At 61.5% G+C, this 24,961-nt stretch carries 21 protein-coding genes and 3 pseudogenes; 16 read left to right on the forward strand and 8 right to left on the reverse strand.

From position 1 onward, the window contains the following. Positions 1 to 401: 401 nt before the first annotated feature. The 4 genes and pseudogenes from AC5ZGW_RS05270 to AC5ZGW_RS05285 all read left to right on the forward strand — a co-directional run. A pseudogene (locus AC5ZGW_RS05270) lies at positions 402 to 2,053 on the forward strand (ABC transporter substrate-binding protein). Positions 2,054 to 2,091: 38 nt separating this feature from the next. Further along, on the forward strand, positions 2,092 to 3,102 hold the full coding sequence (locus AC5ZGW_RS05275; protein WP_130225753.1) for an ABC transporter permease: 1,011 nt from the start codon (positions 2,092 to 2,094) through the stop codon (positions 3,100 to 3,102). Further along, positions 3,099 to 3,650: pseudogene (locus AC5ZGW_RS05280) on the forward strand (ABC transporter permease); the annotation flags it as partial. The gene AC5ZGW_RS05275 and the pseudogene AC5ZGW_RS05280, both read left to right, overlap by 4 nt. Positions 3,651 to 4,161: 511 nt before the next feature. Further along, positions 4,162 to 4,798, forward strand: a pseudogene (locus AC5ZGW_RS05285) (IS91 family transposase); the annotation flags it as partial. Positions 4,799 to 5,084: 286 nt separating this feature from the next. Here the strand turns inward: AC5ZGW_RS05285 and AC5ZGW_RS05290 are convergent. After that, the gene (locus tag AC5ZGW_RS05290) at positions 5,085 to 6,953 is read right to left on the reverse strand and encodes a dihydroxy-acid dehydratase domain-containing protein (RefSeq protein ID WP_130225752.1); all 1,869 of its coding nucleotides are present in this window, start codon (positions 6,951 to 6,953) and stop codon (positions 5,085 to 5,087) included. Positions 6,954 to 7,700: 747 nt separating this feature from the next. On the opposite strand from AC5ZGW_RS05290, the gene AC5ZGW_RS05295 reads away from it, so the two are divergent. From AC5ZGW_RS05295 to AC5ZGW_RS05305, 3 genes are all read left to right on the forward strand, one after another. Beyond that, the gene (locus AC5ZGW_RS05295; RefSeq protein ID WP_028162304.1) at positions 7,701 to 8,243 is read left to right on the forward strand and encodes a YciE/YciF ferroxidase family protein; all 543 of its coding nucleotides are present in this window, start codon (positions 7,701 to 7,703) and stop codon (positions 8,241 to 8,243) included. 84 nt (positions 8,244 to 8,327) lie between these two features. Beyond that, the gene (locus AC5ZGW_RS05300; RefSeq protein ID WP_130225751.1) at positions 8,328 to 8,984 is read left to right on the forward strand and encodes a cysteine hydrolase family protein; all 657 of its coding nucleotides are present in this window, start codon (positions 8,328 to 8,330) and stop codon (positions 8,982 to 8,984) included. A 124-nt stretch (positions 8,985 to 9,108) separates the two neighbouring features. Then, on the forward strand, positions 9,109 to 9,624 hold the full coding sequence (locus tag AC5ZGW_RS05305; protein ID WP_028162302.1) for an inorganic diphosphatase: 516 nt from the start codon (positions 9,109 to 9,111) through the stop codon (positions 9,622 to 9,624). A gap of 453 nt (positions 9,625 to 10,077) precedes the next feature. Here the strand turns inward: AC5ZGW_RS05305 and AC5ZGW_RS05310 are convergent, their stop codons facing one another. Further along, positions 10,078 to 10,341, reverse strand: coding sequence for a hypothetical protein (locus AC5ZGW_RS05310; RefSeq protein WP_051396543.1), 264 nt, complete (start codon positions 10,339 to 10,341; stop codon positions 10,078 to 10,080). A gap of 468 nt (positions 10,342 to 10,809) precedes the next feature. Between AC5ZGW_RS05310 and AC5ZGW_RS05315 the strand changes: the two genes are divergently transcribed. The 4 genes from AC5ZGW_RS05315 (at position 10,810) to AC5ZGW_RS05330 (ending at position 13,858) form a co-directional block, all read left to right on the forward strand. After that, positions 10,810 to 11,034: a hypothetical protein gene (locus AC5ZGW_RS05315; RefSeq protein ID WP_130225749.1), complete on the forward strand. Its 225-nt coding sequence runs from the start codon at positions 10,810 to 10,812 to the stop codon at positions 11,032 to 11,034. Positions 11,035 to 11,343: 309 nt separating this feature from the next. Beyond that, a complete protein-coding gene (locus tag AC5ZGW_RS05320; protein ID WP_130225748.1) occupies positions 11,344 to 12,234 on the forward strand; it encodes a hypothetical protein in 891 nt (296 codons plus the stop codon). Positions 12,235 to 12,381: 147 nt separating this feature from the next. Beyond that, positions 12,382 to 12,936: a DUF4142 domain-containing protein gene (locus AC5ZGW_RS05325; protein WP_130225747.1), complete on the forward strand. Its 555-nt coding sequence runs from the start codon at positions 12,382 to 12,384 to the stop codon at positions 12,934 to 12,936. 169 nt (positions 12,937 to 13,105) lie between these two features. Next, positions 13,106 to 13,858 carry an SCO family protein gene (locus AC5ZGW_RS05330; RefSeq protein WP_496113877.1) on the forward strand — a complete coding sequence of 251 codons (753 nt, stop codon included), beginning with the start codon at positions 13,106 to 13,108 and terminating at the stop codon, positions 13,856 to 13,858. Here the strand turns inward: AC5ZGW_RS05330 and AC5ZGW_RS05335 are convergent. The 6 genes from AC5ZGW_RS05335 to AC5ZGW_RS05360 are packed head-to-tail and all read right to left on the reverse strand — an operon-like array spanning position 13,794 to position 20,846. After that, entirely contained in the window at positions 13,794 to 14,897 is a 1,104-nt protein-coding gene (locus AC5ZGW_RS05335; RefSeq protein ID WP_130225745.1) for a hypothetical protein, read from the reverse strand. The two genes, AC5ZGW_RS05330 and AC5ZGW_RS05335, sit on opposite strands and share 65 nt — an antisense overlap. After that, on the reverse strand, positions 14,894 to 15,421 hold the full coding sequence (locus tag AC5ZGW_RS05340) for a c-type cytochrome (protein WP_130225744.1): 528 nt from the start codon (positions 15,419 to 15,421) through the stop codon (positions 14,894 to 14,896). Before AC5ZGW_RS05340 ends, AC5ZGW_RS05335 begins: the two co-directional genes overlap by 4 nt. Next, positions 15,418 to 15,948, reverse strand: a complete 531-nt coding sequence (locus AC5ZGW_RS05345; RefSeq protein WP_130225743.1) for a DUF3341 domain-containing protein — start codon at positions 15,946 to 15,948, stop codon at positions 15,418 to 15,420. Before AC5ZGW_RS05345 ends, AC5ZGW_RS05340 begins: the two co-directional genes overlap by 4 nt. Continuing rightward, positions 15,941 to 17,299, reverse strand: a complete 1,359-nt coding sequence (gene nrfD / locus AC5ZGW_RS05350) for an NrfD/PsrC family molybdoenzyme membrane anchor subunit (protein ID WP_496113878.1) — start codon at positions 17,297 to 17,299, stop codon at positions 15,941 to 15,943. Before nrfD ends, AC5ZGW_RS05345 begins: the two co-directional genes overlap by 8 nt. Next, on the reverse strand, positions 17,296 to 20,193 hold the full coding sequence (locus AC5ZGW_RS05355) for a TAT-variant-translocated molybdopterin oxidoreductase (protein ID WP_130225742.1): 2,898 nt from the start codon (positions 20,191 to 20,193) through the stop codon (positions 17,296 to 17,298). Before AC5ZGW_RS05355 ends, nrfD begins: the two co-directional genes overlap by 4 nt. Further along, positions 20,190 to 20,846, reverse strand: a complete 657-nt coding sequence (locus AC5ZGW_RS05360) for a cytochrome c3 family protein (protein ID WP_130225741.1) — start codon at positions 20,844 to 20,846, stop codon at positions 20,190 to 20,192. Before AC5ZGW_RS05360 ends, AC5ZGW_RS05355 begins: the two co-directional genes overlap by 4 nt. 120 nt (positions 20,847 to 20,966) lie before the next feature. Between AC5ZGW_RS05360 and AC5ZGW_RS05365 the strand changes: the two genes are divergently transcribed. From AC5ZGW_RS05365 to AC5ZGW_RS05385, 5 genes are read left to right on the forward strand one after another with little or no spacing between them, the layout of a single operon-like run. Continuing rightward, positions 20,967 to 21,320, forward strand: coding sequence for a hypothetical protein (locus AC5ZGW_RS05365; protein WP_496113879.1), 354 nt, complete (start codon positions 20,967 to 20,969; stop codon positions 21,318 to 21,320). 50 nt (positions 21,321 to 21,370) lie between these two features. Beyond that, positions 21,371 to 22,309: a cytochrome c oxidase subunit II gene (gene coxB / locus AC5ZGW_RS05370; protein WP_130225740.1), complete on the forward strand. Its 939-nt coding sequence runs from the start codon at positions 21,371 to 21,373 to the stop codon at positions 22,307 to 22,309. Further along, complete coding sequence (ctaD, locus tag AC5ZGW_RS05375) at positions 22,306 to 23,913, forward strand: cytochrome c oxidase subunit I (protein WP_496113880.1); 1,608 nt, start codon at positions 22,306 to 22,308, stop codon at positions 23,911 to 23,913. Before coxB ends, ctaD begins: the two co-directional genes overlap by 4 nt. After that, positions 23,906 to 24,550, forward strand: coding sequence for a cytochrome c oxidase subunit 3 (locus AC5ZGW_RS05380; protein ID WP_130225739.1), 645 nt, complete (start codon positions 23,906 to 23,908; stop codon positions 24,548 to 24,550). Before ctaD ends, AC5ZGW_RS05380 begins: the two co-directional genes overlap by 8 nt. Further along, the gene (locus tag AC5ZGW_RS05385) at positions 24,550 to 24,822 is read left to right on the forward strand and encodes a cytochrome C oxidase subunit IV family protein (RefSeq protein WP_245474699.1); all 273 of its coding nucleotides are present in this window, start codon (positions 24,550 to 24,552) and stop codon (positions 24,820 to 24,822) included. Before AC5ZGW_RS05380 ends, AC5ZGW_RS05385 begins: the two co-directional genes overlap by 1 nt. The last annotated feature ends 139 nt before the right edge of the window (positions 24,823 to 24,961 follow it).

Here is a 24,961-nt window from a genome sequence, read left to right on the forward strand (position 1 = left end):
CAATTCGATGGTAGCAAAATTCGTATTTCGGTCGCCAGCACGAATGCCGTTCTACCGCGCGCAGCGTTTAGCAGAATGTCTTTTCAAGACGGCGATGCACCAAGCGATTTGACGAGCCTGAGAGGAGCGCTTCGAAAGTGAACTCGATTTGACGCTCGGCCAGGAACGACAGTCGACTAATTCTTGTCATAAGACAACCTCGATCGAGCACATTCGCGCCGAGACGAAATGGCCGTCGCGCTCATTGCTCCGATCCCGAGACATTTGTTGCCCGTCTCCAGCGAAATTTGGAATGGCTATGTCTCTTCGTTTCACTTCTTCTAGGCAGAAACGTCGACCGTGCCGAAGTATCTCCATAGGACCGTGGGCCGACCGACGCCACGAATCATCAGGGGTTATCTATGACCGCGCGCTTCTTTTCGCTCTTGCTCTCCCGACGGCGGCTGTTGATCGCAACCTCCGTTGTTGCAGCGGCTACCTTGACGGCGATGACGGCCTATCCCCAGCTCAAAGTGCCGGCGCTCCGCCAAATGGCGGTGACATCACCTTCCTTATCGATTCGCTCGGCGGCACCTGGATTCCAAACAACAGCTCCATCTCCAGCTTCCAAGGCCACATCTGGGGCCACGTGGCCGACAAGCTCGTCTATGTCGATGCTGATGGCAAGGTTAGTCCCTGGATCGCTGAAGGCTGGGAACAGAGCAACGACGCCACCCAGTTCACCCTACACCTCAAGAAGGGTGTGACGTTCTCCGATGGCACCGCACTCGACGCATCGGCCGTCATCGCCAATCTGGACATCTGGTACGCTGGCCGGAAAAGTGAGGGCATCAACCCGGTTGGCCTCTTCCCGAAGACCTATGACCGCGCCGAGGCCGTCGACGCAACCACCGTGAAGGTCTTCTTCAAGGCGCCGACACTCGGCTTCATTCCGACGCTCGGCTATCACGGCTCGATTCTCATCTCCCCAAAGACGCTCGCGCAGCCCGCAGCCCAGCAGGCCGACCTTGGCAAGACGTCCGGCAGCGGGCCGTACGTGGTCGCCGCCTGGAAGGAGGGCGACTTCGTCAAGCTGGTCAAGCGCAAGGACTACAATTGGGGTCCCGCCGCCGTCGGCCACACCGGCCCGGCCTATCTCGACTCAATCACCTACAAGATCGTGTCCGAGCCATCGCTGCGGGTCGCGGCGGTTCAATCCGGACAGGCCGATGTCGCCTACAGCCCCTCGCCGCAGGAGCTGAAATCTCTCAAGGACGCCGGCTTTACTACCGCAACCCCGCGCTATCTCGGCTTTGTCAATGGCCTGGCGGTCAACACCAAGCTGGAGCCGTATAACGATGTGAAGGTACGCCAGGCGCTCCAGGCCGCTATCAACCGCAAGGAGATCATCGACACCATCTATACGCCCGACTGGAAGCTGGCGACGTCCTTCATCCAGAGCAACGTCCCCGGTGCGACCGATCACAGCGACCTCCTGGCCTACAACCCCGGTAAGGCCGAGAAGCTGCTCGACGAAGCTGGCTGGGTCAAAGGGGCCAATGGCATCCGCACCAAGGACGGCAAGCAGCTGTCGCTCACGCTTCACTCCAACCCCTACCTCGCGACGGCGAAGTCGATCGACGAACTCATTGCCCAGCAGCTCGCCAAGATCGGCTGGAAGGTCACCATTCGCGCCTATGACGTCGTGACGTTCGGCGAGAAGGTCCGCTTCGGCGGTCCGGCCGTGCCGGCCTATGAGGTGACCCGCAGCTTCATCGATGCCGGCACGGTCGCCAGCATCCTCACCGATGCCAACAATGGCGAGAACTGGTTCAATCTCGGCGACAGCGACAAGAAGCTCAACGAGCTGCGCGACAAGATTGCCGGCGCGGCCTCTCTCGAGGTTCGCAATCCGCTGCTCGATGAGCTGCAGACCTACGTCCTGGAGCAGGGCTACTTCATTCCGCGCACGCAGATCGTCCAGCGGATCTACGTGCAGTCCCCGAGGCTCAAGGGCGAAGTCTACAACGGCATCGCGTACGCCAGCTATTACACGGCCACGAAGGGCGAGTAAGGCGCCATGCGAGCGAATAGCGCGACGAGGGCGCCGGCATGATCAATGCTTACCTTGCCTATGCCGCAAAGCGCCTCTCGCAGGCGCTCGTCGTGATCCTGCTCGCTTACGTCTTTACGTTCGTCGTCGTCAGCATTTTGCCGGGCGACCCCATCACGAACGTCCTGCGTGACCCCCAAAACGGGTTCAGCGAGGACGAGATCAAGGCGATCATCGCCGCCCAGGGCCTGGAGCAGCCGATTCCGGTTCAGCTCTGGACGTCGCTGTCCCATTTCGTCATCGGCGACCTCGGCCTGTCGATGCGGTCCAGCCGACCCGTCGCAACTCTGATCGCGGAGGTTCTTCCGTCAACGCTGATCCTCGCCACCGCTGCGTTCGCGATCGCGCTGCTGCTGGCGGTGACGATCGCCTATGGTACGCAATTTCTTCCGAAACGATTCGGCCAGGGTTTGCTGCGCGGCTTCCCGTCGTTGTTCCTGTCGGTGCCCAATTTCGTTATCGGCCTGGTGCTGATCCACGTGTTCGGCTTCCAGCTCGGCCTGTTCCGCGTGATCGCGCCCGACAGCTTTTGGGCGACCTTCTTCGCCGCGGTCGCGCTGGGCATCCCCGTCTCCGCGCGGATCGCCGAGGTGCTGATCGCGAACCTCGACAAGGAGTCCGAGCAGGAATACGCGGCGGTCGCGCGCGGCCGTGGTCTGACGCAGATGCGCCTATTTGCAAAACATCTGCTCAAGCCGTCTTCGCTCCCGGTCGTCACCGTCATCGCGCTCGCCATCGGCGAGCTGCTCGGCGGCTCGCTGATCACCGAGACGGTGTTCGGCCGCACCGGCATTGGCAGCCTGGTACAGCGTGCGGTGAGCACGCAGGATTTGCCGGTCCTGCAGGCGGTTGTCTCGCTCGCGGCGGTCGTGTTCGTGCTGGTTAATTTGACCGCAGATCTCGTCTACCCGCTGCTCGACCCGCGCGTGAAGCTGATCGGTGTTCACAGGGTCCGCCCGACCACTGCGGACGACAGCGCCGCAGCGATATCCCCGGCGGTGACGCCATGACCCTCGCCTCCTTCTCCTCCACCTCGCGCGTCACGGCGATCGGCCGGCTGGCAGCTCTTCGCGTGCCGCCGACCGTCGCGCTTTCCTTTGCGGTCATCCTGATCGTGATTGCCTGGTCGCTGGCGCCAGGCTTGTTCACGAGTCATAGCCCGATCGCCGGTGTTCCCGCGGAGAAGTTGCTCAGCCCGAGTGCCGCACACTGGTTCGGCACAGATCACCTTGGTCGCGACCTCTATACCCGCGTCGTCTACGGCACGGCGGCCTCGGTGACGAGCGCTCTCATCGCGGTCGCTATCGCCGCCGTCACCGGCGGCCTCATCGGCCTGCTCGCAGGCTTCCTGGGCGGCTGGGTGGATATCGTGCTCGCTCGCCTCGTCGACGTGCTGCTGGCGATCCCGAACTTCCTGCTGGCAGTGATCGTCGTTACCGCGATCGGTTTCGACACGACGAACGCCGCGATTGCGACCGGCATCTCCGCCGTGGCCGTGTTCGCGCGGGTGATGCGCTCGGAGGTCATCAAGACGCGGCAAGCTACTTTCGTCGAGGCACTACTTTGACCTCGCTGCCGCTCCGCGCGGCAGCCTAACCCCGGCAGAGGCTCCACTTATCGATACGGAGATTCTGTTCAGACAACCGGGACCAGCTCTCCTCGCCTATATGAAGCTGATCGAAGACGAGTTCGGAGACCTGCCGTTGGCAGCATTGGCGGATCGTCGGGCCCGCGGTGAATTCAAAACCCGGCGCGATTCCTTCGCCGCAACGCCACGCAAGGCGGACTACGCCTGGACGACGTTGGCGCGGCTCAGGTCGTTCGCAAAGGAACCCATGCGAACGAGGCGGCCGGCTTACGTGGCAGGCGCAAAGACAAGATTTGGACCGAGCAAGACATAGCCGCCATACTCGCGGTCGCATCCGACGAGATCAAAGTGGCGTTGATCCTTGCTTTGTGGAGCGGCCAGCGACAGGGCGACCTTCACGCTTGTCTTGGTCGGTGTACGAGAGCCCCTATACCCGCGTTGCCACCAAGACGATCAGCGAGGGCATGAGCCTGCTGGAGTATGTCGCACCCAAGCTCAGGGAGGTCCGGCCGCTCGGCTGAGCCTAAGGCGTGTCGCGCACTGCGCGGATTGCGCCTATACGACCATCGCCCACAACTCCTGCCGCAAGCGGCGTTGCCCGAAACGCCAGGGCGCCGCCGCCAAGGACTGGCTCGCTGACCGCGAGGCCGACTTCTTGCCGGTGCCGTACTATCATGTGGTGTTCACGCTGCCGGCCATCGCCGACATCGTCTACCAGAACAAGACTGTCGTACGATCTGCTGTTCAAGGTCTCGGCCGAGACCATGCCGACGATCGCCGCCGATCCCAAGCATCCGGGTGCCCGCATCGGCATCACCTCCGTGCTGCAAACCTGGGGCTCGGCGCTCACCCACATCACCCCCATGTGCACTTGATCGTGCCAGGTGGCGGCATCTCGCCCGATGGCCTGCGCTGGGTGTCGTGTCGCCCGAGGTTCTTCCTCCCCGTACGCGTGCTCTCCCGCCTGCTCCGTCGACTGTTCCTGGAGAAGCTCGTCGCCACGCACCACGCCGCGCGCCCTGAGCTTCTTCGGCGATGACGCCCATCTCGCCGATGCGCAATCTTTCGCGGCTTATCTCGCGCCGCTGCGCAAGACCGAGTGGGTCGTCTACGCAAAGTAATGGCGAGAACATAACGCAACGATAGCGATCGAACTCGGACGAAATGCAGCAAAATCAACAAAGCTGACCAATACGCCGCCGCTCATAACGGTCTGGTTGCAGGTTCGAGTCCTGCCGGGCCCACCAGTGAAATCAATGATGGTGTACTCGAGGACGTCCGTCGAGCAGTTGATGGCGAATTTGGAACGCCGGCGCCAGCAAACGCGCTTCGGGCGAGCGCATCATACTGGCGACCGCGCGCATCCGCACGGGCACGACGCCCTGGGGCGCCGTGTCGCCGTTCCTAGAACGCCTTTTTCGTCTCCGGCCGGTGCTTGTTCGTCGGCACAAAACCCGACGGCTTTGCTTCGCGCGGTTGGCGCACCCAGACCTCGCGATTCGGATGCAGGCCGCCGCCGTGGGTGGCAGGAACGGCGGTGAGCCGTGCGCGGTGCAGCAGGCGGGTGTCCGCGTCGCCGCAATTCGGGTGGATGCCGTCGTTATCAGCCACCACCTTGTCCCATGCGGCTTTGCGCTGCCTGAGAACGGCAGGATCCGACAGCTCCGTGCAGTTGAGCTCGTTCTTGTTCAAGTCCGCGACGATCTCGTCGCCGTCCTGAACGAGGGCGATCGGTCCCCCAAGGGCCGCTTCGGGGCCGACATGGCCGATGACAAGGCCGACCGATCCGCCGGAGAACCGCGCATCGGTCATCAGCGCCACCACGATTCCCCGCTCGCGACACAGCGTGGTGATGCGCGAGGTCGGGTCAAGCATCTCCGGCATGCCCGGAGCGCCGCTCGGCCCCTCGTAGCGCACGATGATCATGTCGTTGTTCTGGAATCGCTCGGGCGTCTTGTCGAGCGCGTCAAGCAGGTCCTGCTCGCCTTCGAACACACGTGCCTTGCCGCGGAACAGATTGTTTTCCAGTCCGCCTTCGACGCCGGCAAGCTTCAGGATCGCCGAGAATTCCGGCGACAAATTGCCACCGAGAACCCGCAGGCCTCCAGTCGGCTTATAAGGCTTGGCGACGGGATAGATCACGCTGCCATCGACGGCCTTGGTGCCGAGGCGCTTGACCTGCTGCGCCAGCGTTTCGCCCGTGCAGGTCATCACGTCGCCGTTGAGAAGCCCGGCCTCCAGCAATTCGCGCACGATCACCTGCACGCCGCCAACCTGGTCGATGTCGACCATCGAATACTTGCCGTACGGGCGTGCATCGGTGAGGACCGGAACGACATACTGCGACAGATGATTGAACTCGGCCGGCGTCATCACCTCATTCCAGAAGTCCGCAAAGCCTGCGGCGCGCGCGATCTCCGGCGCATGCAGGGTGACGTTGGTCGAACCGCCGACCGCCATTGCCACGATGACGGCGTTTCGGATGGAATCGCGAACCACGATGTCGCGTGGCTTCAGGTCCTTCGCGATCATTTGCGCGAGGTACTCGACCAGCTGGTCCGGGAATTCCTTGAGACGGCGGGGATCGTCGGACGGTGGCGCCACCATGTGCAGCGGCTGCATGCCGACGACGCCGATGAATGTCTGCATGGTGTTGTAGGTGAACATGCCGCCGCAGCTACCGTATCCGGGGCAGGCATGACAGGCGATGTGATCGCGGTACTCGGCGTCCGGGTTGCCGGCGACCTGATAGGCGCTGACGATGTCGAGCTTCTCGCCGGTGTTCGGATCGGTGCCGGGATGGATCGGCCCATCCGACATGATGATCGCGGGCTGATTGTGCTCGAGCAGGGCGGCCAGCGTGCCGACCGGCGGCTTGTCACAGGCTACGACGGCGATGGTGCCGGCGAGGCCGGTCGCGCTCAAATGCTCGCAGAGCGCATCGTGAGTGACCTCACGCCCGATCAGCGAATAGCGCATTTCGCGGGTGCCATTGCGGATGCCGTCCGACGTCGCGATCGTGTATTCCGGCTGGACCAGGCGCAGCTTCAACTGGCCCGCGCCCTTGCCAATGCGGTTCTTGAGACTGTCGTGGATGGCATCGACCTTCGCCGTCACGCCCATGTAGCACTGGCTGTCGCCTTTAGTGCCGACCACGCCAACCGACGGCTCGTGGATCAAATCCGGATCCGTGCCAAGCTCTCGCGCAATCCCGATGGTTTGGGTGGAGCGGCCTGGATGCCGGTCGATGATGACGGCTTTCGATTCTGTCACGGCGAGATTCCTTCCAAGCAAACGGCTCGTTTTGATCGACAAATAGCGGGGTGCACCGGTGCGCGGGGATACGACCAAATTCCCTATAGCGGCGGCGGGCCGAATACGAGATTGATCGCGGTCGGCCCGTTCCAGGGCATACCCCCCGAAGATCGCCGACACAAGGATTGTTAAACCGTCTTGCGTTGAGCAACGACTGGCTGTGGCGGGAGGAATCGAGCCTCCGAACGGCGGAATTAAGATCAACTTGAATGACGCATCACGAACAAAAATAAACCTTGGGTATACCTAACTGCGGCCGCTGCATCGTTAGCCACCTGGATGCGGCAGATTAGACCATCGGGAGACACGGCCACCGAGCAGGCCAAGCTGGCGGGCCAGGATGGTGGTTCGGATCGTGTGATGCTGCTGTGGTGGGCCGCCTGGAATCACGCCGCTGGAAATGGCGCTGCAGATTGGCGCGACTTGGCTCGACGGCATGCCGAGCTAGCTCTTTAACTATCTCGATATCGAGCTGAATCTGCATCACGTTCTGAACGAACCAGGATCTTTCGATCTGGATCTGTGTCGGCGGCGTTGGCGCCGGCGGGTCGTCGCGAGGGCTTGCGCGGCTCAACCGGGCTGCGCTGGTTGTCTTGGCTCGCGATGAACAGCCCATGTACTAGGAACCTTTAAGCACACGGCAGGTTGACCGGCCGAGCAGGACAAGTGACGTGTCAAATTCTAGATACTTACACCGGAGGAGTTATGGCCAAGCGAGCGACATCCCGGCGGACGCGACAACCGAAGAAGCTGAGCGACCTTTTCCACGAGACCCTCAAGGACATCTATTTTACCGAAAACAAGATCATCAAGACCTTGCCGAAAATGGCGAAAGCAGCGCACTCAAGGCAGCTTGCGAACGCCTTCAACAAACATCTGCGCGAGACCCAGGGACAGGTAAAGCGGCTCGATCAGATCTTCCGGATGCTTGGCAAGCCGGCCCGCGGCAAAACATGCGAGGCCATCAATGGCATCACCGATGAAGGCGCTGAGATCATGCGCGACTTCAAGGGAATGCCAGCACTCGATGCCGGGCTTTTGGCCGCAGCGCAGGCGGTAGAGCACTACGAAATTTCCCGCTACGGGACCCTGCGGACTTGGGCGGAAGAACTTGGCATGGCGGATGCGGCGAAGCTGCTGCAGGCTACCCTTGCCGAGGAGGAGGCGACCGATCAAGCGCTGACAGAACTGGCCACTTCGGTGATCAATCTCGAAGCCGAGGAAGAGGAGGTTTCGGAAGCGGCCTAAAGCGCGATGGGGCATTGGCACGCGATCACGGGCGATTGGAACTAACTAGGCAGTCCGCCGATTGGACCGTTTTCAGGATTTGCCATGTCAAAGAGCGACACACTTCGGTATGGCGCGCCGGGCGATAGCGCGGTTCACCTCTGCGTTGACATGCAGAGAATGTTTGCGGAGGGCACCGAGTGGAATATGCCCTGGCTTGAACGCGTCTTGCCAAACATCGTCGCGATCACGTCCGCCCACCCTGAGAGAACCATCTTCACCCGCTTCATTCCCGCCCGGAAGCCCGGGCACGGCGTCGGCATGTGGCGGCAGTACTATGAGCGCTGGGCGTCGATGACCATCGATCAGATCGGCCCCGACATGGTTGGCCTCGTCCCAGACCTTGCGACGTTTGTTCCTCCCGCCAAAGTCTTCGATAAGCATGTCTATTCGCCATGGACCGGCAGCGACCTGCACGAGCAGTTGCGCGGCGCCGACGTAGATACGGTCATCATAACCGGCGGCGAGACTGACGTCTGCGTTCTGAGCACCATGCTCGGCGCAGTCGACTGGGGCTTCCGCGTCATCCTCGTCCAGGACGCGCTTTGCAGTTCGGCTGACGAGACCCACGACGCGATGATGAATATCTACATGAACCGGTTCGGAGAGCAGGTCGAGACGATCACGATGGAGACGCTTCTTGAGAGCTGGCAGGCACGCAGCCATGCTAGGGCCGAGAAACCAACGGAGGGCGGTCGATAGCTAAGGAATGGTTTGATGGCGTCCTCAAAGAGCAGACAGATAAGTTTGTCGGCGCGACAAGCTTTGTGAGCCCCCCGGCCAGGGGCCTGACGCACCAGACCGCGCGAGATAACAGGAAGATAAGATGACGAACCTTTTTAAGCTTCCGACCTGGGCCGGCGATGACCAAATCTTTGCAGTGATCGAGACTCCTCGCGGAAGCACCTGCAAGCTTGACTTCGATCCGAAGCTGCGCGTCTTTACGCTCGCCAAGCCTCTGATGGCCGGTCTCAGCTATCCGTACGATTGGGGCTTTGTCCCATCGACCAAGGCGCAGGACGGTGATCCGCTCGACGTCCTAGTGATTCACGATGCGCAATCCTATCCCGGCGTGGTCTTGCGGTGCAGACCGATAGGGATTCTCGAAGTCGAACAGAAAGGCAAGAGCAAGACGGAGAGAAACGATCGCCTGTTCGCGGTGCCCGACCGCACTCCGCTCGAGACCGATCTGAAGGACATCCGCGATCTTCCCTCTCGAGCGCACCAGGAGCTCCAGCAGTTCTTTCTCGCAACGAATGCGCTTGAGGAAAAGGAGCTTGAGTTCCTGGGCTGGCGCGGCCCCAACCAGGCCGTCAAGACCATCAAGCGGCTGTCCACATAAGGGCAAAGCGAGCGTCGAGGCGCGCCCTGTCCTGTCGCGACCGAGGGTCAACGCCGGAATTTAGGCGCACGGGAGTTCAGCGGGAGGAACATCGGCCCATAAAGGGGGCGGCGTGCGCGCCGATTGACCGGGCCGAGACTGAGCAGAGACTATGCGAGTCCCCGACTACGGTCGCAACCTATGTTAACCGGGCTCTAGGCGCGCCGCACCCCGGGCGATCGTGGCGTCGACACCGGAGACCGCTTCCTCTCGGCAGGAGTTACTTGGTCAGCGAGAGGTGGCGAAGCCAAGGGCAGCACCATCATTGAACTGGTGGCAATTACCTGCGCTGCAGCGCAAAAGGTCGGCCTCGCCCTTTGGGCGGGGCACGCTAACCCGCCCCCCCTGTCGAGAACAGGTGCGCTTGAGGCTTCTGAGCGATACCTCCTCAGCCCGATGAGCAAGATGCATGGCTTATTTGCCATCAGGGTGGGTTAAAGTCATCTCATCAGCGGTCTCGTTCCTTCTTGCGATCAGCTCATGTATCGCGCGGCGTCCCACCTCGGTGAGGCCGGCAAGAGTTTGGTTGCCGTTCTTGGCGCATTCAATGATCTTCTCTGCAACGAACTTCCTTGTTTCATGCTCTGGTAGTCCGATAGGCAGGAATCTGCATGCCCTCTCCAGCGCCAGGTCCATTGCGGCGATCGTCTTCTGACTAAATTCCTCGCTGAGCATCATTTCTTCCCCTTACCTTCGGCATTAGCGACCGCCTCCCAATAGCCTGTGCCAGCGCGACCTGGCGGTACAATCACACATGTTAAGTGAGGTCAGCCTTTGCAGCGGCACTAGCCCTGATCGGCTGCGGGCCCGAACAGATCGGCTGTCAGCGGCATAGCGGACAGCGTGGATGGCCGCCATTGTCGGAGAATCAATCCAATTTTATCGCAGCCTTGCGCAGGGTCTTTACATAGTTGAATTTCCCCTGGCAGCCCGATGCTAAGCTCTCAATATGAGCGATAAACGAAAGCGCAATCGGTCCAAGCCGATCGGCTCATTGCATGAGCGACTGATCAGCTCAGCGCAACGGGCTCGGACGCGCGCCAGAAATCTGTCTCCGGGCGCCGAGCGGGAGAAGCTTCTCCGCCAGCCGCGGCAAATCGAACAAGCTGCTGAGCTGGACGTAGCTCTAAGTTTGGGCGCACCAAAATGAAAGACATGCAGGCGCACCTGGAGAGGCTTCGGAATGAAGCCGAGGAGTGCGAGTTAATCAGCAAGCTGGCGACCAATGCGACGAAGAAAGCATTGTTTGCCAAGCTCGCTGAACACCACCGAGCGCTGGTCAAGGAAGTGGAAGGAGCCGTAGCATCCTGTTCCCCAAGTCCAAGTGATGATCGGGTTGCATCCGAACGAGAAGGATCCCCAGACGCCTGAAAATCAGCGGGGCGGATTGTGATCGACAATGGTCTTTGATGCTTCGCTGGGTGCAGGCTGCATCAGTAGCGGTGTGCAGCCTTTCGGCTTTTCCGGCCCGCAACGTTCCAGCGCGATCACCGCGAACGAATAGCCATTATGGCGCGTTTTGCGCCGCATCATCAGGTCTGACAGGAACCTTCCGAACCCGCCTGCGCTTATCAAGCGATCAAGGAGGATTGAAATGAACCAGCTGATCTATCTGGTTGGCCTGATCGTCGTCATACTGGCCATCCTTTCGTTTTTCGGTCTGCGCTGAGGGATTCGACCATGACGATCGAGGCTGCCACGCTCGTCGAAGACGGAGTGCCGACGTTTACTGATGACGTCAGATATCTGCGCTGGACGCCGATTATCGCAGGCGCGTTAGTCGCCGCGGCGTTTGCCTTCACCCTTGTGACCTTTGGCGTCACCATCGGTCTCGGGATCAGCTCGACTTCACCAACTTGGCGAGATGCATCTGCCGCCCTGTCGCTGCTATCAGGCCTTTTTCTGATTCTGCAGGCGATCGTCAGTTTCGGCCTCGGCGGCTACATTGCTGGCCGGACGCGCGGCGACGTTGGCGCTGTCCGCAATGACCTTGGCGCTGCCGCCAATTCGGAGGAAACGCGCGATGGTCTTCATGGCCTGACGGCTTGGGCACTCGCGGTTCTAATCGGGGCCGGATTGACGGCGATCGTGAGCGCAGCAGCGGTCAATCGCTCATCTCCATCGTTTGCAATGGGAAACAGAACCTCAGCCGAACCACTTCTGAGCTACGAACTCGATCGGCTTCTCCGCCAACCACGTCGACCTCCGAACGTCGATATGAGCGTCGAACGTGCCGAAGCCGGCCGGATACTCATGACTTCGTCGAGCCACAGCGGGGTAAATGCTGATGACCGGACCTATCTGATTCAGCAGGTCCAGACACTTACGGGTCTTTCCGCCGGCGACGCCGAGCGGCGAACCGATCAGGCGATTGCGAGTTCGAGGACGGCAATTGCTCATGCGCGTCGCAGCACAATCATCCTGGCCTTTTCACTGGCGGTCGCCGCCCTGCTCGGAGCCGTCAGCGCCTGGGCGGCAGCTGTTGCTGGCGGTCGACACCGTGACGGCGCGCCGCTTCCGGAATGGATGGCCTTTGCCGACAGGTTCGAGCCAAGAATCACCGCGCGATAGGCGCGGCTGCTCCTCGACCAGCCCAGCCCGTACCATCAAAACGCCCCTGCCGCAGCCAGCCCTGAGGAACAACAGCCTCTTCCGCGGGTTGATGGGCACCTTCAGTCTGCAACCATGGCGCCACTGAAATCCGGAAGGACAAAAATCATGACGCGTGCAATCATCGTGCTGGGCTGCGTTCTGCTGGCAGGCTCAGCTCTTGCTCAATCCGCCGGCGAGAAGACCGGCGTCAATTCAATGCTGGGTGTTGCGCCGACCACGGCCGACTTCGTCAAGGAGGTCGCAATCAGCGACATGTTCGAAATCGAATCGAGCAAGCTCGCCGAACAAAAGGGCAATGCGCGGGAGCAATCCTTTGCCCAGCGGATGGTAACCGACCACTCAAAGACCTCAGCCGAGCTGAAGCAACTGGTCACCAGCGGCAAGGTCAAGGCGGAGGTGCCCGCGGCGCTCGACAGTTCGCACCAGAGCAAGCTCAACAAGCTGAAGGATGCATCCGGCAAGGATTTCAGCTCGGACTACGATTCCTACCAGGTCAGCGCTCACAAGGACGCGGTGTCGCTTTTCGAACGCTATGCCAAGGGTGGCGACAATGCCGATCTGAAAGACTGGGCCGGCAAAACGTTGCCCACGCTGCAGCACCACCTCGAGATGGCCCAAGAGCTCGACAAGGCACCGAGCGTCGGTCAGTCCAGCAAGTAGACGCACAAACTCAATGATGCCGGTAGATCCGCCGGCATCTTTTTATTTGAGATGACCGCCTCGGGTTGAATGCCGCAAATGGAACCCCGTTCAAGACCCAGCGTTAGGCACTGGCTGAAAGGTCGACGTGCTCATGATGCGAGCTGCCGCAATCGCAACTGTTGCGATATTGCTCGCCGGAGTCCCGGCGCAGGCGCGCGTTAACGTGAGTGAAATGGCGGGGGTGGAAGCCGTGCCACCGCCGAATGGGTCTCTTCCGCTATCGCTGCTCGTGCAAGGCGAAAAAGACATCAAGCCGTTGCGGGAGTGGCTGGGCGCGACGCCATCCGTCTGGGTGCTTGCCGACTACACCTGCAAGAGCCTCTGCGGATCGACGATCTCCATCGTGGCGGAGGCGCTGAAAAATAGCGGCCTGAAACCCGGCGCGGACTTTCGATTCGTGGTGGTCGGCCTGGATCCGAAGGATTCGGTGGCCGATGCGCTAACAATGAAGCACGAGCAAATCGGTAGCGATGGGGAGTTGGTCCGCAACAGTCACTTCCTGCGCACGAACGCCGCTGCTATACGCGAGTTGACCAACGCCTTCGGGTTTCATTTCCGCTACGACAGTGAACACGATCAGTTTGCGCATCCCCTCGCCGCTTTCGTGGTCACCCCGGATGGCCGCGTCGTCCGCGGCCTTTCGGCACTTGCGCTGGATGCCGCGAGCCTGCGCCTTGCTCTGGTCGATGCCGGTCGGGGACAGGTTGGGTCGGTTGCCGATCACATTGGCCTGATCTGTTACGGCTTCGATCCCGTGAGTGGCACCTATACGCTCGCTGTCGGGCGGCTGCTCGCCGGCACGGCCCTCATGACGATCATCGGGCTGGCCGCCCTGATCCTGGTTCTCCTTCGGCGCGAACATGTTGCACCGTCGCGCTGATCCAACGCGCGCGCTCACACAGCATGGCATCAAACATCCAAAGCAGAAGCGCCCCGACAAAGACCAGCGCGGCCGCCAGCATCACCGCCGTGGTTAGCGGCGCGACGTGGTCGATCGCGGGCAGGATCAGAATGGCGGCCTCCAGCACGCGCATCAGCAGCGTCAGCGCGCATAATCCCAAAAGCCAGCGCCGATCGGCGCGTACACGCCCACTCAGAAGGGCGAAAAACGGAAGCACAAACTGACCGGCGACCAGGATAGCCAGTGCAAACTGCCAGCCGTTCTCCGAACGCTTCAGATACCAGATCACCTCATCCGGAATGTCGCCGGCCCAGATCACGATGTACTGCATGGCATGCAGATACCCCCACAGGAGGATCGTCGAGAGCAGCAGCGCGCTGTAGCCCGCGCACCCGCCGATCTGCCGTCCTGTCAGGATGCTCCAGCCGATCGCGAAGGCAAGGCCGTTCAGCAATGCAAGAGTGAGGTAGAGAAGCCCGTAGACCGACGAATGGAAGTGCGGTTCAAGCGATTCCATCCAGTCGATGCCGGCGAGCGATACGGTCAGCGCGTACACGATCAAGCCCGCGGACGCCGCGCGGGTCATGCGCTCGCTATGAGACCAGGCATTGCGCAGCCACACGGCTAAAGCTGACCAGATCACGAAGTAGATGACGCTGCGCAAAGTAAAGAACAACGGCGCAAGATAGGCGGCCTTGAACGGCGGCAGAGTGCTGGTAGCGGCGGCCGCGGGATAGATCTCCTTCATCCCGATCAGCACTGGAACAAGGCAGATTCCGACGACCGGAAGCGTCGCAGTCGCCGCTACCAGCACCGGATGCAGCGCCTCGGTCCAGGCGCGGCGCACCAGATAGCTTGTCATCAGGACGCCGAGGGCGCCGATCGCGATCGCGCCGAGCGCGATCCATGCCACGAGATAGGCGGCGAGCGCGGCGCGGCGATCGAGCACAAGGCCGGCGATCAGGATGATGGCGCTGAGGACGATCGCAGCCGCCCACGCGATGCGCCCGCCTCTCATTGTGCCGCCTGCAGGCCGTCGCGCCTGTCCGGCGGCACCTCGTCGACCGAGGCGTGCCGAGCCAGCTGCAGGACTCGGATATAGGCGACGATCGCCCACCGATCGCGCGGCGGAACCCGCGCGGCGTAGGAATACATCGCGCCGTGGCCATTCGTGATCACGTCGAACAGATACTGATCGTCGGCGGCGCGCAGGCGCTCGTCGTGATAGCTGGTCGGATGCGGCATGCCGCGCCGGACAATGATGCCATCGCCATCACCGGCAGTGCCGTGGCAGGGAGAGCAGAAGATTCCGAACCGTTGCTGGCCACGCTTGAGCACCCCATCCGTAAGCGCCGGCTTGTCCCGGACCTCCTTGTCTCGCTCAAGATCGTCGCGCGCTACGACGTTAGCGGGCGGATTTCGCAGCGTGCCCGCACGAAACAGCGGCGCCGGCGCATATTCCCGATAGCTCGGCTGCACTTCCATATTCTGGTCGCAGCCGGCGAGGCATAGCCCCAGTATAGCAAGAACGATGCTCCTCATGACGGGACCAGTTCCACCGATAATGCCCCCGTCGTCCGCAGGAAGGATCTTGTGCCGCTCTCGTCAAATTTCGGATCGTCGCCGCCGACGCAGAGAAAGAAGCGATCCTTGCTGGCGAGATGGATGCGACTTGCAGCGAACACCGGATGGCTGAGCCGCGGCAATCGGTTCTGCACAAGCATGCCGATGATGGTCGCGAGCGCGGAAAACAGGATCGTGAGCTCGAAGGTCACCACCGCAAACGCCGATAGCGCGTAGACTGGACGGCCGCCGACATTGAGGGGAAAATCATAGTTGACGTAACACTGCATGAGCAGCGCTACCGCCGCGCCGGAAAATGCGCCAATCAACCCGACAAGGCCGATGTTTGGCGCAGGAAGGCGCAAGGTCTGTGCAAGCCCTTCGACAGGAAACGGGGTGAATGCGTCGAGGCTTCGGTAGCCCCGCTCCCGCGCCTCTCTCGCTGCCGCGACCAGCGCTTCCGGGTTTTCGAACTCCGCGAGCAGTCCGTAGGCGCGATCAGCCATGGGCTTGCTCCTCTTTCTCTTCGTACAGGAGTTCCTTGGTTTCGAAGATCGAGATCGTCGGTATCAACCGGATCGCGATGAGGAACGGCACCAGAAACAACCCGATGGTGCCGACATAGGTCGACCAATCCCAAAATGTCGGCGTGAAGTGGCTCCAGGATGAGACGAGAAAATCGCGATAGAGACTGGTCACGAGAATCATGTAGCGCTCCAGCCACATTCCCACCGCGACCGAAACAGAGATCAGGAGCAGCGACCAGCCGCGCCGGCGCACGCCTCTCCACCACAACAATTGCAGAGGAATAAAGTTGAAGACGATCGCGCCCCAATAGGTCCAGGCATAGGCGCCGCCTATCCGGTCCAGCAACGTCTGCATGTCGTGGGCGTTGCCGGAATACAGCACATCGAACACCTCGAACACGTAACCGTAGCCGGTCATGAGACCGGTTGCGAGCAGGACCTTCCCGAGCACGTCGAGATGGTCCTCGGTCACGAGGTTACCCAAACCGAACCAGGTGCGCAGTGACACCGCAATGATCGAGACGACGGCAAAGCCCGAGAATGCCGCGCCGAGCACGAAGTACGGTGGAAACAGCGTCGAATGCCAGCCGGGAATCTGACCCGAGGCAAACAGCAGCGAAACCTCGCTATGCACGGAAACGACGAGCGGAACGGCGAGCGCCGCGGTGATGCGATAGGCCTGCTGCCAGCGCACCCAGTGTGAGGCCGAGCCGCGCCAGCCGAGCGAGGTGATGCCGAAGAAGATCTGCCAGCCGCGTCTTGTGGCGCGGTCGCGTGCAGCGGCGAGGTCGGGAATGAGGCCGGCGTACCAGAACGCAAGCGACACCGTGAGATAGGTCAGCACCGCCCAGATGTCCCATTCCAGCGGACTGCGGAATTGCGGCCAGATGTGCATGGTCGCCGGATAGGGGAACATCCAATAGACGTACCAGGGGCGCCCGAGATGCAGGACGGGATAGATGCCGGCGCAGACCACCGCGAACAGCGTCATGGTTTCAGCGAATCGATTGAGCGAGTTACGCCACTCGCTCCCGGTGAGCAGCAGCAGCGCCGAGATGAGCGTACCGGCGTGACCGATGCCGAGCCACCAGACGTAATTGTGGATCGCAAACGCCCAGTTGACGGGGATGTTGATGCCCCAGATGCCGACGCCAACCGTGAACAGCTCTGTTGCCGAGACCACCAGCAGAAGCAGCAGCAAGCTCGCGAAAATCATCGCAATCAGCCAGCGCCGCTCGACCGGAAAATGCAGGGGAATCCCGGCGAGCTGCTCGGTGATGCCGCCCATGCTCTGGCGGATGGGCAGGATATCGGCCGATTTATCGGTCATCCCTGGTCGTCTCCACCGTCACGGAAGCGCGCCAGATAGCTGGTGCGCGGCCGCGTACCCAATTCCTCAAGCAGCGTGTAGTTGCGCCCCTCGCGCCGCGCCCGCGACACCTCGGATTCTGGATCGTTGATGTCGCCAAAGACAATCGCCCTGGTGGGGCAGGCTTGCTGGCAGGCGGTGACAACGTCACCATCCCGCAAGGGGCGGTTCTCCTTGTCGGCCGCAGCATGGGCTGCCTCGATCCGCTGCGTGCAATAGGTGCACTTCTCCATCACCCCACGGGACCGGACCGTGACCTCCGGATTGTGGGCCGCGTGAACAGGTGAATCCGGCGGCGCGCGATAATCATAGAAGTTAAATCGGCGGACCTTGTAGGGACAAAAGCTCGAACAAGTGCGCGTGCCGATGCAGCGATTGTAGACCATCTGATTGACGCCCTCGGGACTATGCGTCGTGGCGTGCACGGGACATCCCATTTCGCAGGGAGCCTGCTCGCAATGCATGCATGGCACCGGCTGAAAAAAACTTCTCGGTCGCTCGATCTCGCCTTCGTAGTAGCGTGCCACCCTGATCCAATGCATTTCACGCCCGGCCTCGACTTGCTCCTTGCCGACCACCGGAACGTTGTTCTCCGCCGTACAGGCCGCGACGCAGGCATTGCAGCCGATGCAGACATCGAGGTCGACCACCATGCCCCAGGCATTTCTCGCAGAAGGCCAGGACGGATAAATACTTGGTTCAACCTCCGCGCGTTTCAACCCGGGATGGCTCGCGCTGACCTCGCGAACAAAATCAAAGCCCTCCATGCGATGATGCATCTGAGTCACTGCCAGCGTCTCGGCGCTCCCAACTTTGCGTAGGCTGGCTTTCGCCAACCAAAGCTGGTCGGGCGGCCTCGCGCGATAGGCGTTATACCCAACTCCGTTGCCGACGCGCCCTGCTCCCGTCCGGCCATGGCCGAGGTAGAGAGCGATCGTATTCTCCGCCTGGCCTGGCATGATCCAGACCGGGCCTGTGACATGGCGATTTCCGATCGTCACCTCGACCGGGTCGCCGTTTGAGGCGACGAGCCGTTTGGCGAGCGCTGCGCTGATCGCAACGACATTGCCCCACGTCAGCGTGGTCAGCGGCTTTGGCAGTTCCTGCAACCAGCCGATATTGGCGAACGTGCCGTCCCACACGGTCGGATCTGGCCGGAACACCACGTCCAGCCCTTTCGCGGTGGCTGTTGTGGGCAGATCGGCGGCGGCGGTCGGCTTCGCCTCCACCGGGTTAGCCGCCCCTTCGATGAAGCCGTCGCGCAACGCGCGTCGCCAGCGCACATCGAAATTATCCGACAAGATCGACCGCCATGTCTCGCGCACCGCACTATCTGCGGCAGGATTGATCTCCCCGAGCATCATGCCAAAAATCTGGTGCGCGCTGCGAACGTCGTAGAATGGCGTGACCGTCGGCTGGATGATGGTTGCCGTGCCGTCGACCGCGCGGCCATCGCTCCAGCTCTCCAGCGCATGCGTCAGCGGCAATTGCCATTCGCAGAGTGCGCCGCTCTCGTCGCGTTGCAGACCGAGATGCAGCGATGTCCGCACCTGCCGCAACCCATCCGCAAAGCCGAGCGCGGCGGGAGCGCTGTAGACTGGATTGGCATCGACAATGACAAGCGAATCCACGCGACCGGCACTGATATCGGCGACCAATTCCTTGAGCGTGCCCGCATTCGCCGGCCCCGAAACAGGGGCGGTCAACAGCAGCGCCCGGCCCGCGCTGTTCAGATGGTCGTTGATGCGCGCCGTCCAGACAGCCGTCACCGCTTCGCCGAAAGGACTGGAAACCACGAGCGCGCGGTCCTTTGCGCCCAGACAGGCAGCGGCCGCGCGTTTGATCCAACTCTGCTCCTCCGATGTCAGGTCGGGCAGGGCTGCAGTGGCGATGCCGAGCTCCCTGGCGAGCGCCTGGGCAAGTAGCGGCGTGCGCGACGAATCGGCAATCAGCCGCGCCCCGGCCATCGCTCCCGTTGCCGAAGGCACGCTTTCCGCCATGTGCAGCTTTAGCCCCGGCCGATCGGCGAAGCGTCGCCGCGCCGTCGACCAGCCATGGGCATTGCGCACCTGGTTTGGTCCCGGTCCGAGAAAGTCATCGTCGAAGCTGATGACGATGTCGCACGCGTCGAGCCGGTAATGCAGATCGAGTGGTTGTCCATAGGCGGCCATGGTGAGATCGCGCCGCGATGCAATTCCCGTCGCATCATGGAGATGCACGCGCGCCTTCGGAAACTGCCCTATCAGCGCGTCGATCTGGCGGAGCAAGGTCGGCGACGTGATCGGCGACGTCAGCAGTCGCAACCCGTCGCCCTGCGCTGCCGCCCATCCGCTTCTGAGCGCGACGACCGCAGCCTCGACCTCCTTCCAGGACGCGGGCTCTCCCCGACGCGAAGGCCCTTGAGCGCGGTCCGGATCGTAAAGACCGAGCACGGCCGCCTGCATGAAGACATCACTGCGGCCTTGCGTCATCGGATGGTCTGGATTGCCGTCAAGCTTGGTTGGACGGCCCGCGAAGGTCGTCGCAACGACCGGCTGCGCGAAGCCATCAAGCATGACCGCCGTTGCATAGTAGCGTGGCAGGCCGATTGTCTCATTGTCCGGCTGATTGACGTAAGGCAGCGCCGCCACGAACGGGCTCTTCTCGCAGCCAGCGAGCCCCGCCAGCGCAAAGGACGCCCCCATCAATTTGAGGAACTCGCGCCGCGCCGTCGGGGAGAAATCCGCTGCCGCCGGATATTCAGCGTCAAGGAACGCCTGAAAGGCGGGGTCGTCGGCCAGCTCTTCGATTCCGGACCAAAGGCGCCCGCCGCTCGCGCCCGCGCCAGGTGGCTGTTGTGGTGGGTTGCGGGTCATCGGTGGCACACATAGCAATGGGTGAGCTCGCCGAGGCGAACGCCTTCGTGCGCGGCGATCGCCGCGCCGGCTGCGCGCGCGTCCGCGGACGGTTTCCAGGTCATGTCCGCGATGCGATCCTGCGGGCGCAGCTGCGGCACCGGATCACGGTGGCAATCGAGACAAAAATCCATGGTGAAGGAGTTCTCGCGATAGGTGAGCGCCATCTTGTCGATGCGGCCATGGCAGCTCACGCAGCCCACACCTTTGGCGATGTGGACGTCATGACGGAAGAAGACGTAGTCCGGCAGCTTGGCAACACGCGTCCATTGGATCGGCGTGTTGCTCGCAAGACTCTGCCGCACGGGCGCAAGCATGGTCGAGTTGGTCCATATCTCCGAATGACAGGTCATGCAGGTTTCAGTGGGCGGCAATCCAGCTTGCGGACCGGTCTCAACCCCGCTGTGACAGTAGCGGCAATCGATACCAAGTTCGCCCGCATGATGGCGATGGCTGAACGGTACCGGCTGGGCGGGGCGGACTTCAGTCGAGGTAATGTAAGCGGAACGCGCAAAGCCGATGATGCCCACCGTCCCGCCGACAAGAACCGCTGCAGATCCGAGCAAAAACAGCCGTAGCCAAGTATCGGCAACGGGAGAAAAGATCTGGGTCATCCGGCCCTGACCCGCTTACGAACGCTCCACGCGCGATCAATCCATGTGCGTCGGAATCGTTCCTAAATTGGAACTGCGGTCGCTCGCCGGAATTGTCATGCCACGCTCGAGGGCCGGAAAATGGATGCGCAAGCCAGCTTCGATTACGAGCGATCCGACATGAGCAGCAGAGCGATCGCATGCATTGCGGCTGGCCTCGCGGCCTTTGTTGTTGCGGTACCGCTGATGATGCCTCTCGCTTTTCCGGCGTCGATGCGACACGTCACGTCGAACGCCCGCCCCGCGCTCAGCTCGGACGCGCCCCCGCTCGAAATCGCACCCGGCGAGGAACTTCAGAGCGTCCGGCGCGCCAATGATCAAATCGCCGAGACGTATGGCTGGGTCGATCGCAATCGGGGGATCGTTCGGATTCCCGTTTCCCGCGCCATGGAAGTTCTCTCGAAACGTGGGCTTCCCGGTTGGCCAAAGCCATGATTATTCGCTTGCAGTCGAGCCCACGAAAGCCCCGGTAACGAGCGCCGGCGATGTGGCATCAGTGGATTCCATTCTGGCGGTCTGGCGTATCGCCTCACGGCGACGACGTCGATCTTCTGTTTGCGGGTCTCATTTTCGTCAGCCTGCTGGTGCTCGGGCTGTTGTTCTTTCTTCTGTTATTGTTTTGCGTGCGCTATCGCGCCGGCAATCCGGCCGAGCGCGGCGATCGCATCGGAAAGACCTGGCGTCTGGAGATCGCCTGGACCGCTGCAACGCTGATCGGTTTTCTCGCTCTCTTCATCTGGGGCGCCACGCTCTTTCTCGACAGCTACAACGCTCATCGGGACGACGTGTCGATCTTCGTCGTAGCGAAGCAATGGATGTGGAAAGTCCAACACGCCGGCGGCCAGTCCGAGATCAATGCACTGCACATCCCGGTGGGGCGCCCGGTCCGTCTGGTCATGGTGTCGCAGGACGTCATTCACAGTTTCTTCATTCCGGCGCTGCGGCTGAAGCACGATGTCGTTCCGGGCCGTTACCAGGATCTCGAGATCAAGGCCACAACGCCCGGTCACTATCATCTATTCTGCGCCGAATATTGCGGGACCGCTCATTCCGGCATGACCGGCGAGATCGTCGCGATGCAAGCCGCCGACTTCGCCAACTGGCTCACGCAGCAAGGCCCGTCCAGCCCGCTCGCCCAGGAAGGCGCCAGCCTCTTCAGGCAGCTCGGTTGCAGCGGTTGTCACGGCGCCGGCAGCAAGATCCGCGCGCCACCGCTCGAGGGCGTCTATGGCAGCCCAGTGCCGCTGGCTGACGGCAGCATCGTGATTGCCGACGAAAAATACATTCGGGACTCGATCCTGTTGCCGGACAGCCAGATCGTCGCGGGTTACCAGGCCGATATGCCTTCCTTCGCCGGCAAGGTGAACGAGGATCAGCTCCTGCGCCTGGCCAGCTACATCAAATCGATCGGAAGCCAGCCATGAGCACCAAGGACTATCTCACCGCCGACTACACGCTGCGCTCATGGTTCCTGACCACTGACCACAAGCGCATCGCGATCCTGTATTTCGCCAGCATTACGTTCTTCTTCTTCGTCGGCGGCGCAGCGGCGACCGCGATGCGGATCGAACTCGCGACTCCGCAGGCGGATCTCGTCGCCGACGACATCTACAATCGCCTGTTCACCATGCATGGCATCATCATGGTGTGGTTCTTCCTCATCCCATCCATTCCCAACACCCTTGGCAACTTTATCACGCCGCTGATGATCGGCGCGCGCGATCTCGCTTTTCCTCGGCTCAACCTGATGAGCTGGTATCTCTTCATGCTCGGCGGCACCGTGACGCTGTTTGCGATTGTTGCCGGCGGCGTCGACACTGGCTGGACCTTCTACGCGCCATTTTCAACACTTTACTCCAACAGCTACGTCATTGCGGCGGTGACCGGCATCTTCATCTCCGGCTTCTCCTCGATCCTGACCGGGCTGAACTTCATCGTCACCATCCACCAGTTGCGCGCGCCGGGAATGACCTGGAACCGGCTGCCGCTGTTTCTGTGGTCGCTCTATGCGACCTCTCTGATCTTGGTACTGGCCACGCCGGTGCTGGCGATGGCGCTGCTGTTGATCGCAGTCGAGCGCGTTTTCGGTGTCGGCATCTTCGATCCACGGATCGGTGGCGATCCCCTGCTCTTTCAGCACCTGTTCTGGTTCTATTCACACCCCGCAGTGTACATCATGATCCTGCCCGGCATGGGGGTGGTCAACGAACTGATTTCCTGCTTCGCGCGCAAACAAGTCTTCGGTTACCATTTCGTGGCTTGGGCAAGCCTTGCCATCGCGGCGATCGGCTTCTTGGTGTGGGGACACCACATGTTCGTCAGCGGCCAATCCGTGCTGGCGAGTCTCGTCTTCTCCTTCATGAGCTTCATGGTCGCGGTGCCCTCGGCCATCAAGGTCTTCAATTGGACCGCGACGCTGCACAAGGGTTCGATCCGCTTTGATGCGCCGATGCTCTATGCGCTAGCTTTCATCGGACTGTTCACCATCGGCGGCCTCACGGGATTGTTCCTCGCCTGCCTGGCCTTTGACGTGCATGCGACCGATACCTACTTCGTCGTCGCGCATTTCCACTACATCATGGTCGGCGGCATGGTAACCGCCTATTTCGGCGGCCTGCACTATTGGTGGCCGAAGATCAGTGGCCGGCTCTACTCGGAATATTGGGCGCGGACCGCGGCGGTGCTGATTTTCGTTGGTTTCAACCTGACCTTCTTCCCGCAATTCATCCTCGGCGCCGAGGGGATGCCGCGGCGCTACCATGTCTATCCGCCCGAATTCCAATTATGGAATGTGCTGTCTTCCGGAGGCGCCGTGATTCTCGCGGTCGCCTACCTCCTCCCATTACTCTATCTCGCCTATTCCGCCTTCTTCGGGCGACGCTCGCCGGCCAATCCGTGGAACGCGCCGGGACTGGAATGGCAGACACCCTCGCCGCCACCGGAATTTAACTTTGAGGTGCAGCCGGTCGTCACGCGTGCGCCGTACCAGTATTCCTCCGACTTCAAGGCAGAACCACAAAATGCCTGAGACCCGCTCGTTTGCGCCGCAGTTCATTTCCGTTGAGCATCGTGATCACACCGCTGAACTCGGCATGTGGGTCTTCATCGCGACCGAGGTGCTTCTGTTCGGCGGCCTGGTGCTTTCCTATTTCGTCTACCGGCACGCCTATCCCGCAAGCTTCCTGGCTGCAGGCCGACACACCGATCTTCTGATCGGCACGGCCAATACGGCGATCCTGCTCACGTCGAGCTTTCTGGTCGCTTGGGCGGTGGAGTCTTATAACGCGGAGGCTCGAAGAGCTTGCCCCGCTCTGCTTGCCGGCGCAATCATTCTCGGTCTCGTGTTCATCGTGCTCAAGGGCGTTGAATATAGAAGCGAATATGACGAACATCTCGTTCCCAGCATCGACTTTACATTCGACGGTCCGCTCGCCAACGGCGTCCAGCTGTTCTTCGCGTTCTATTTCATCGCAACCGCGATCCATGCGCTGCACATGATCGTTGGCATCGCCATCCTCGCGACGCTTGTCGTGCTGATCCGCAGATCAGCGGACCTGCGCCATCGAGCAGCCTTGCATAGCGCGGCACTCTACTGGCACTTCGTCGATGTAGTCTGGATCTTCTTGTTTGCTCTCATCTATCTTCCCGGGAGATCGGTGTCGTGATGCCTTCGCGCCCTTCAATTCCGCTGCTCGCCGCCTGGCTTGTGCTGCTTGCTTTGCTCGCACTCACGGTCAGCCTGTCTTACATCCCGCTTGGGAACGGCAACGCGATGGTCGCGCTCAGCATCGCCGCTCTGAAGGCCTCGGTCGTTGCTGCCGTATTCATGGAACTCTGGCACCGCGGGCCACGAACCCTGATCTTTGCGGCTGCCGGACTGTTCTGGCTGGCAATCCTGCTGTGGCTCGGACTAATGGACTTCCTGACCCGGACCTAAGGCTCGCTGCAGCCCGGTTTCATGGCGGCAATGCGGAAGTCGCCTGCCCCAGCCGTAATGCATTCCATAGCTCGTGAGCCGACCGGACCGGCCAAGGACCCAATTCCTCGTAGATACGTTAATCATAATGCGCGGACAA

The sequence above is a fragment of the Bradyrhizobium sp. Crot121 genome (genome assembly GCF_059512385.1).

Excerpts from the sequence above, each read along its gene's own strand:
- AC5ZGW_RS05275 (WP_130225753.1), top strand. The coding sequence starts at position 2,092 with ATGATCAATGCTTACCTTGCCTATGCCGCAAAGCGCCTCTCGCAGGCG.
- AC5ZGW_RS05295 (WP_028162304.1), top strand. The coding sequence starts at position 7,701 with ATGGCCAAGCGAGCGACATCCCGGCGGACGCGACAACCGAAGAAGCTG.
- AC5ZGW_RS05300 (WP_130225751.1), top strand. The coding sequence starts at position 8,328 with ATGTCAAAGAGCGACACACTTCGGTATGGCGCGCCGGGCGATAGCGCG.
- AC5ZGW_RS05305 (WP_028162302.1), top strand. The coding sequence starts at position 9,109 with ATGACGAACCTTTTTAAGCTTCCGACCTGGGCCGGCGATGACCAAATC.
- AC5ZGW_RS05310 (WP_051396543.1), bottom strand. The coding sequence starts at position 10,341 with ATGATGCTCAGCGAGGAATTTAGTCAGAAGACGATCGCCGCAATGGAC.
- AC5ZGW_RS05315 (WP_130225749.1), top strand. The coding sequence starts at position 10,810 with ATGAAAGACATGCAGGCGCACCTGGAGAGGCTTCGGAATGAAGCCGAG.
- AC5ZGW_RS05320 (WP_130225748.1), top strand. The coding sequence starts at position 11,344 with ATGACGATCGAGGCTGCCACGCTCGTCGAAGACGGAGTGCCGACGTTT.
- AC5ZGW_RS05325 (WP_130225747.1), top strand. The coding sequence starts at position 12,382 with ATGACGCGTGCAATCATCGTGCTGGGCTGCGTTCTGCTGGCAGGCTCA.
- AC5ZGW_RS05335 (WP_130225745.1), bottom strand. The coding sequence starts at position 14,897 with ATGAGAGGCGGGCGCATCGCGTGGGCGGCTGCGATCGTCCTCAGCGCC.
- AC5ZGW_RS05340 (WP_130225744.1), bottom strand. The coding sequence starts at position 15,421 with ATGAGGAGCATCGTTCTTGCTATACTGGGGCTATGCCTCGCCGGCTGC.
- AC5ZGW_RS05345 (WP_130225743.1), bottom strand. The coding sequence starts at position 15,948 with ATGGCTGATCGCGCCTACGGACTGCTCGCGGAGTTCGAAAACCCGGAA.
- nrfD (WP_496113878.1), bottom strand. The coding sequence starts at position 17,299 with ATGACCGATAAATCGGCCGATATCCTGCCCATCCGCCAGAGCATGGGC.
- AC5ZGW_RS05355 (WP_130225742.1), bottom strand. The coding sequence starts at position 20,193 with ATGACCCGCAACCCACCACAACAGCCACCTGGCGCGGGCGCGAGCGGC.
- AC5ZGW_RS05360 (WP_130225741.1), bottom strand. The coding sequence starts at position 20,846 with ATGACCCAGATCTTTTCTCCCGTTGCCGATACTTGGCTACGGCTGTTT.
- AC5ZGW_RS05365 (WP_496113879.1), top strand. The coding sequence starts at position 20,967 with ATGGATGCGCAAGCCAGCTTCGATTACGAGCGATCCGACATGAGCAGC.
- coxB (WP_130225740.1), top strand. The coding sequence starts at position 21,371 with ATGTGGCATCAGTGGATTCCATTCTGGCGGTCTGGCGTATCGCCTCAC.
- ctaD (WP_496113880.1), top strand. The coding sequence starts at position 22,306 with ATGAGCACCAAGGACTATCTCACCGCCGACTACACGCTGCGCTCATGG.
- AC5ZGW_RS05380 (WP_130225739.1), top strand. The coding sequence starts at position 23,906 with ATGCCTGAGACCCGCTCGTTTGCGCCGCAGTTCATTTCCGTTGAGCAT.
- AC5ZGW_RS05385 (WP_245474699.1), top strand. The coding sequence starts at position 24,550 with ATGCCTTCGCGCCCTTCAATTCCGCTGCTCGCCGCCTGGCTTGTGCTG.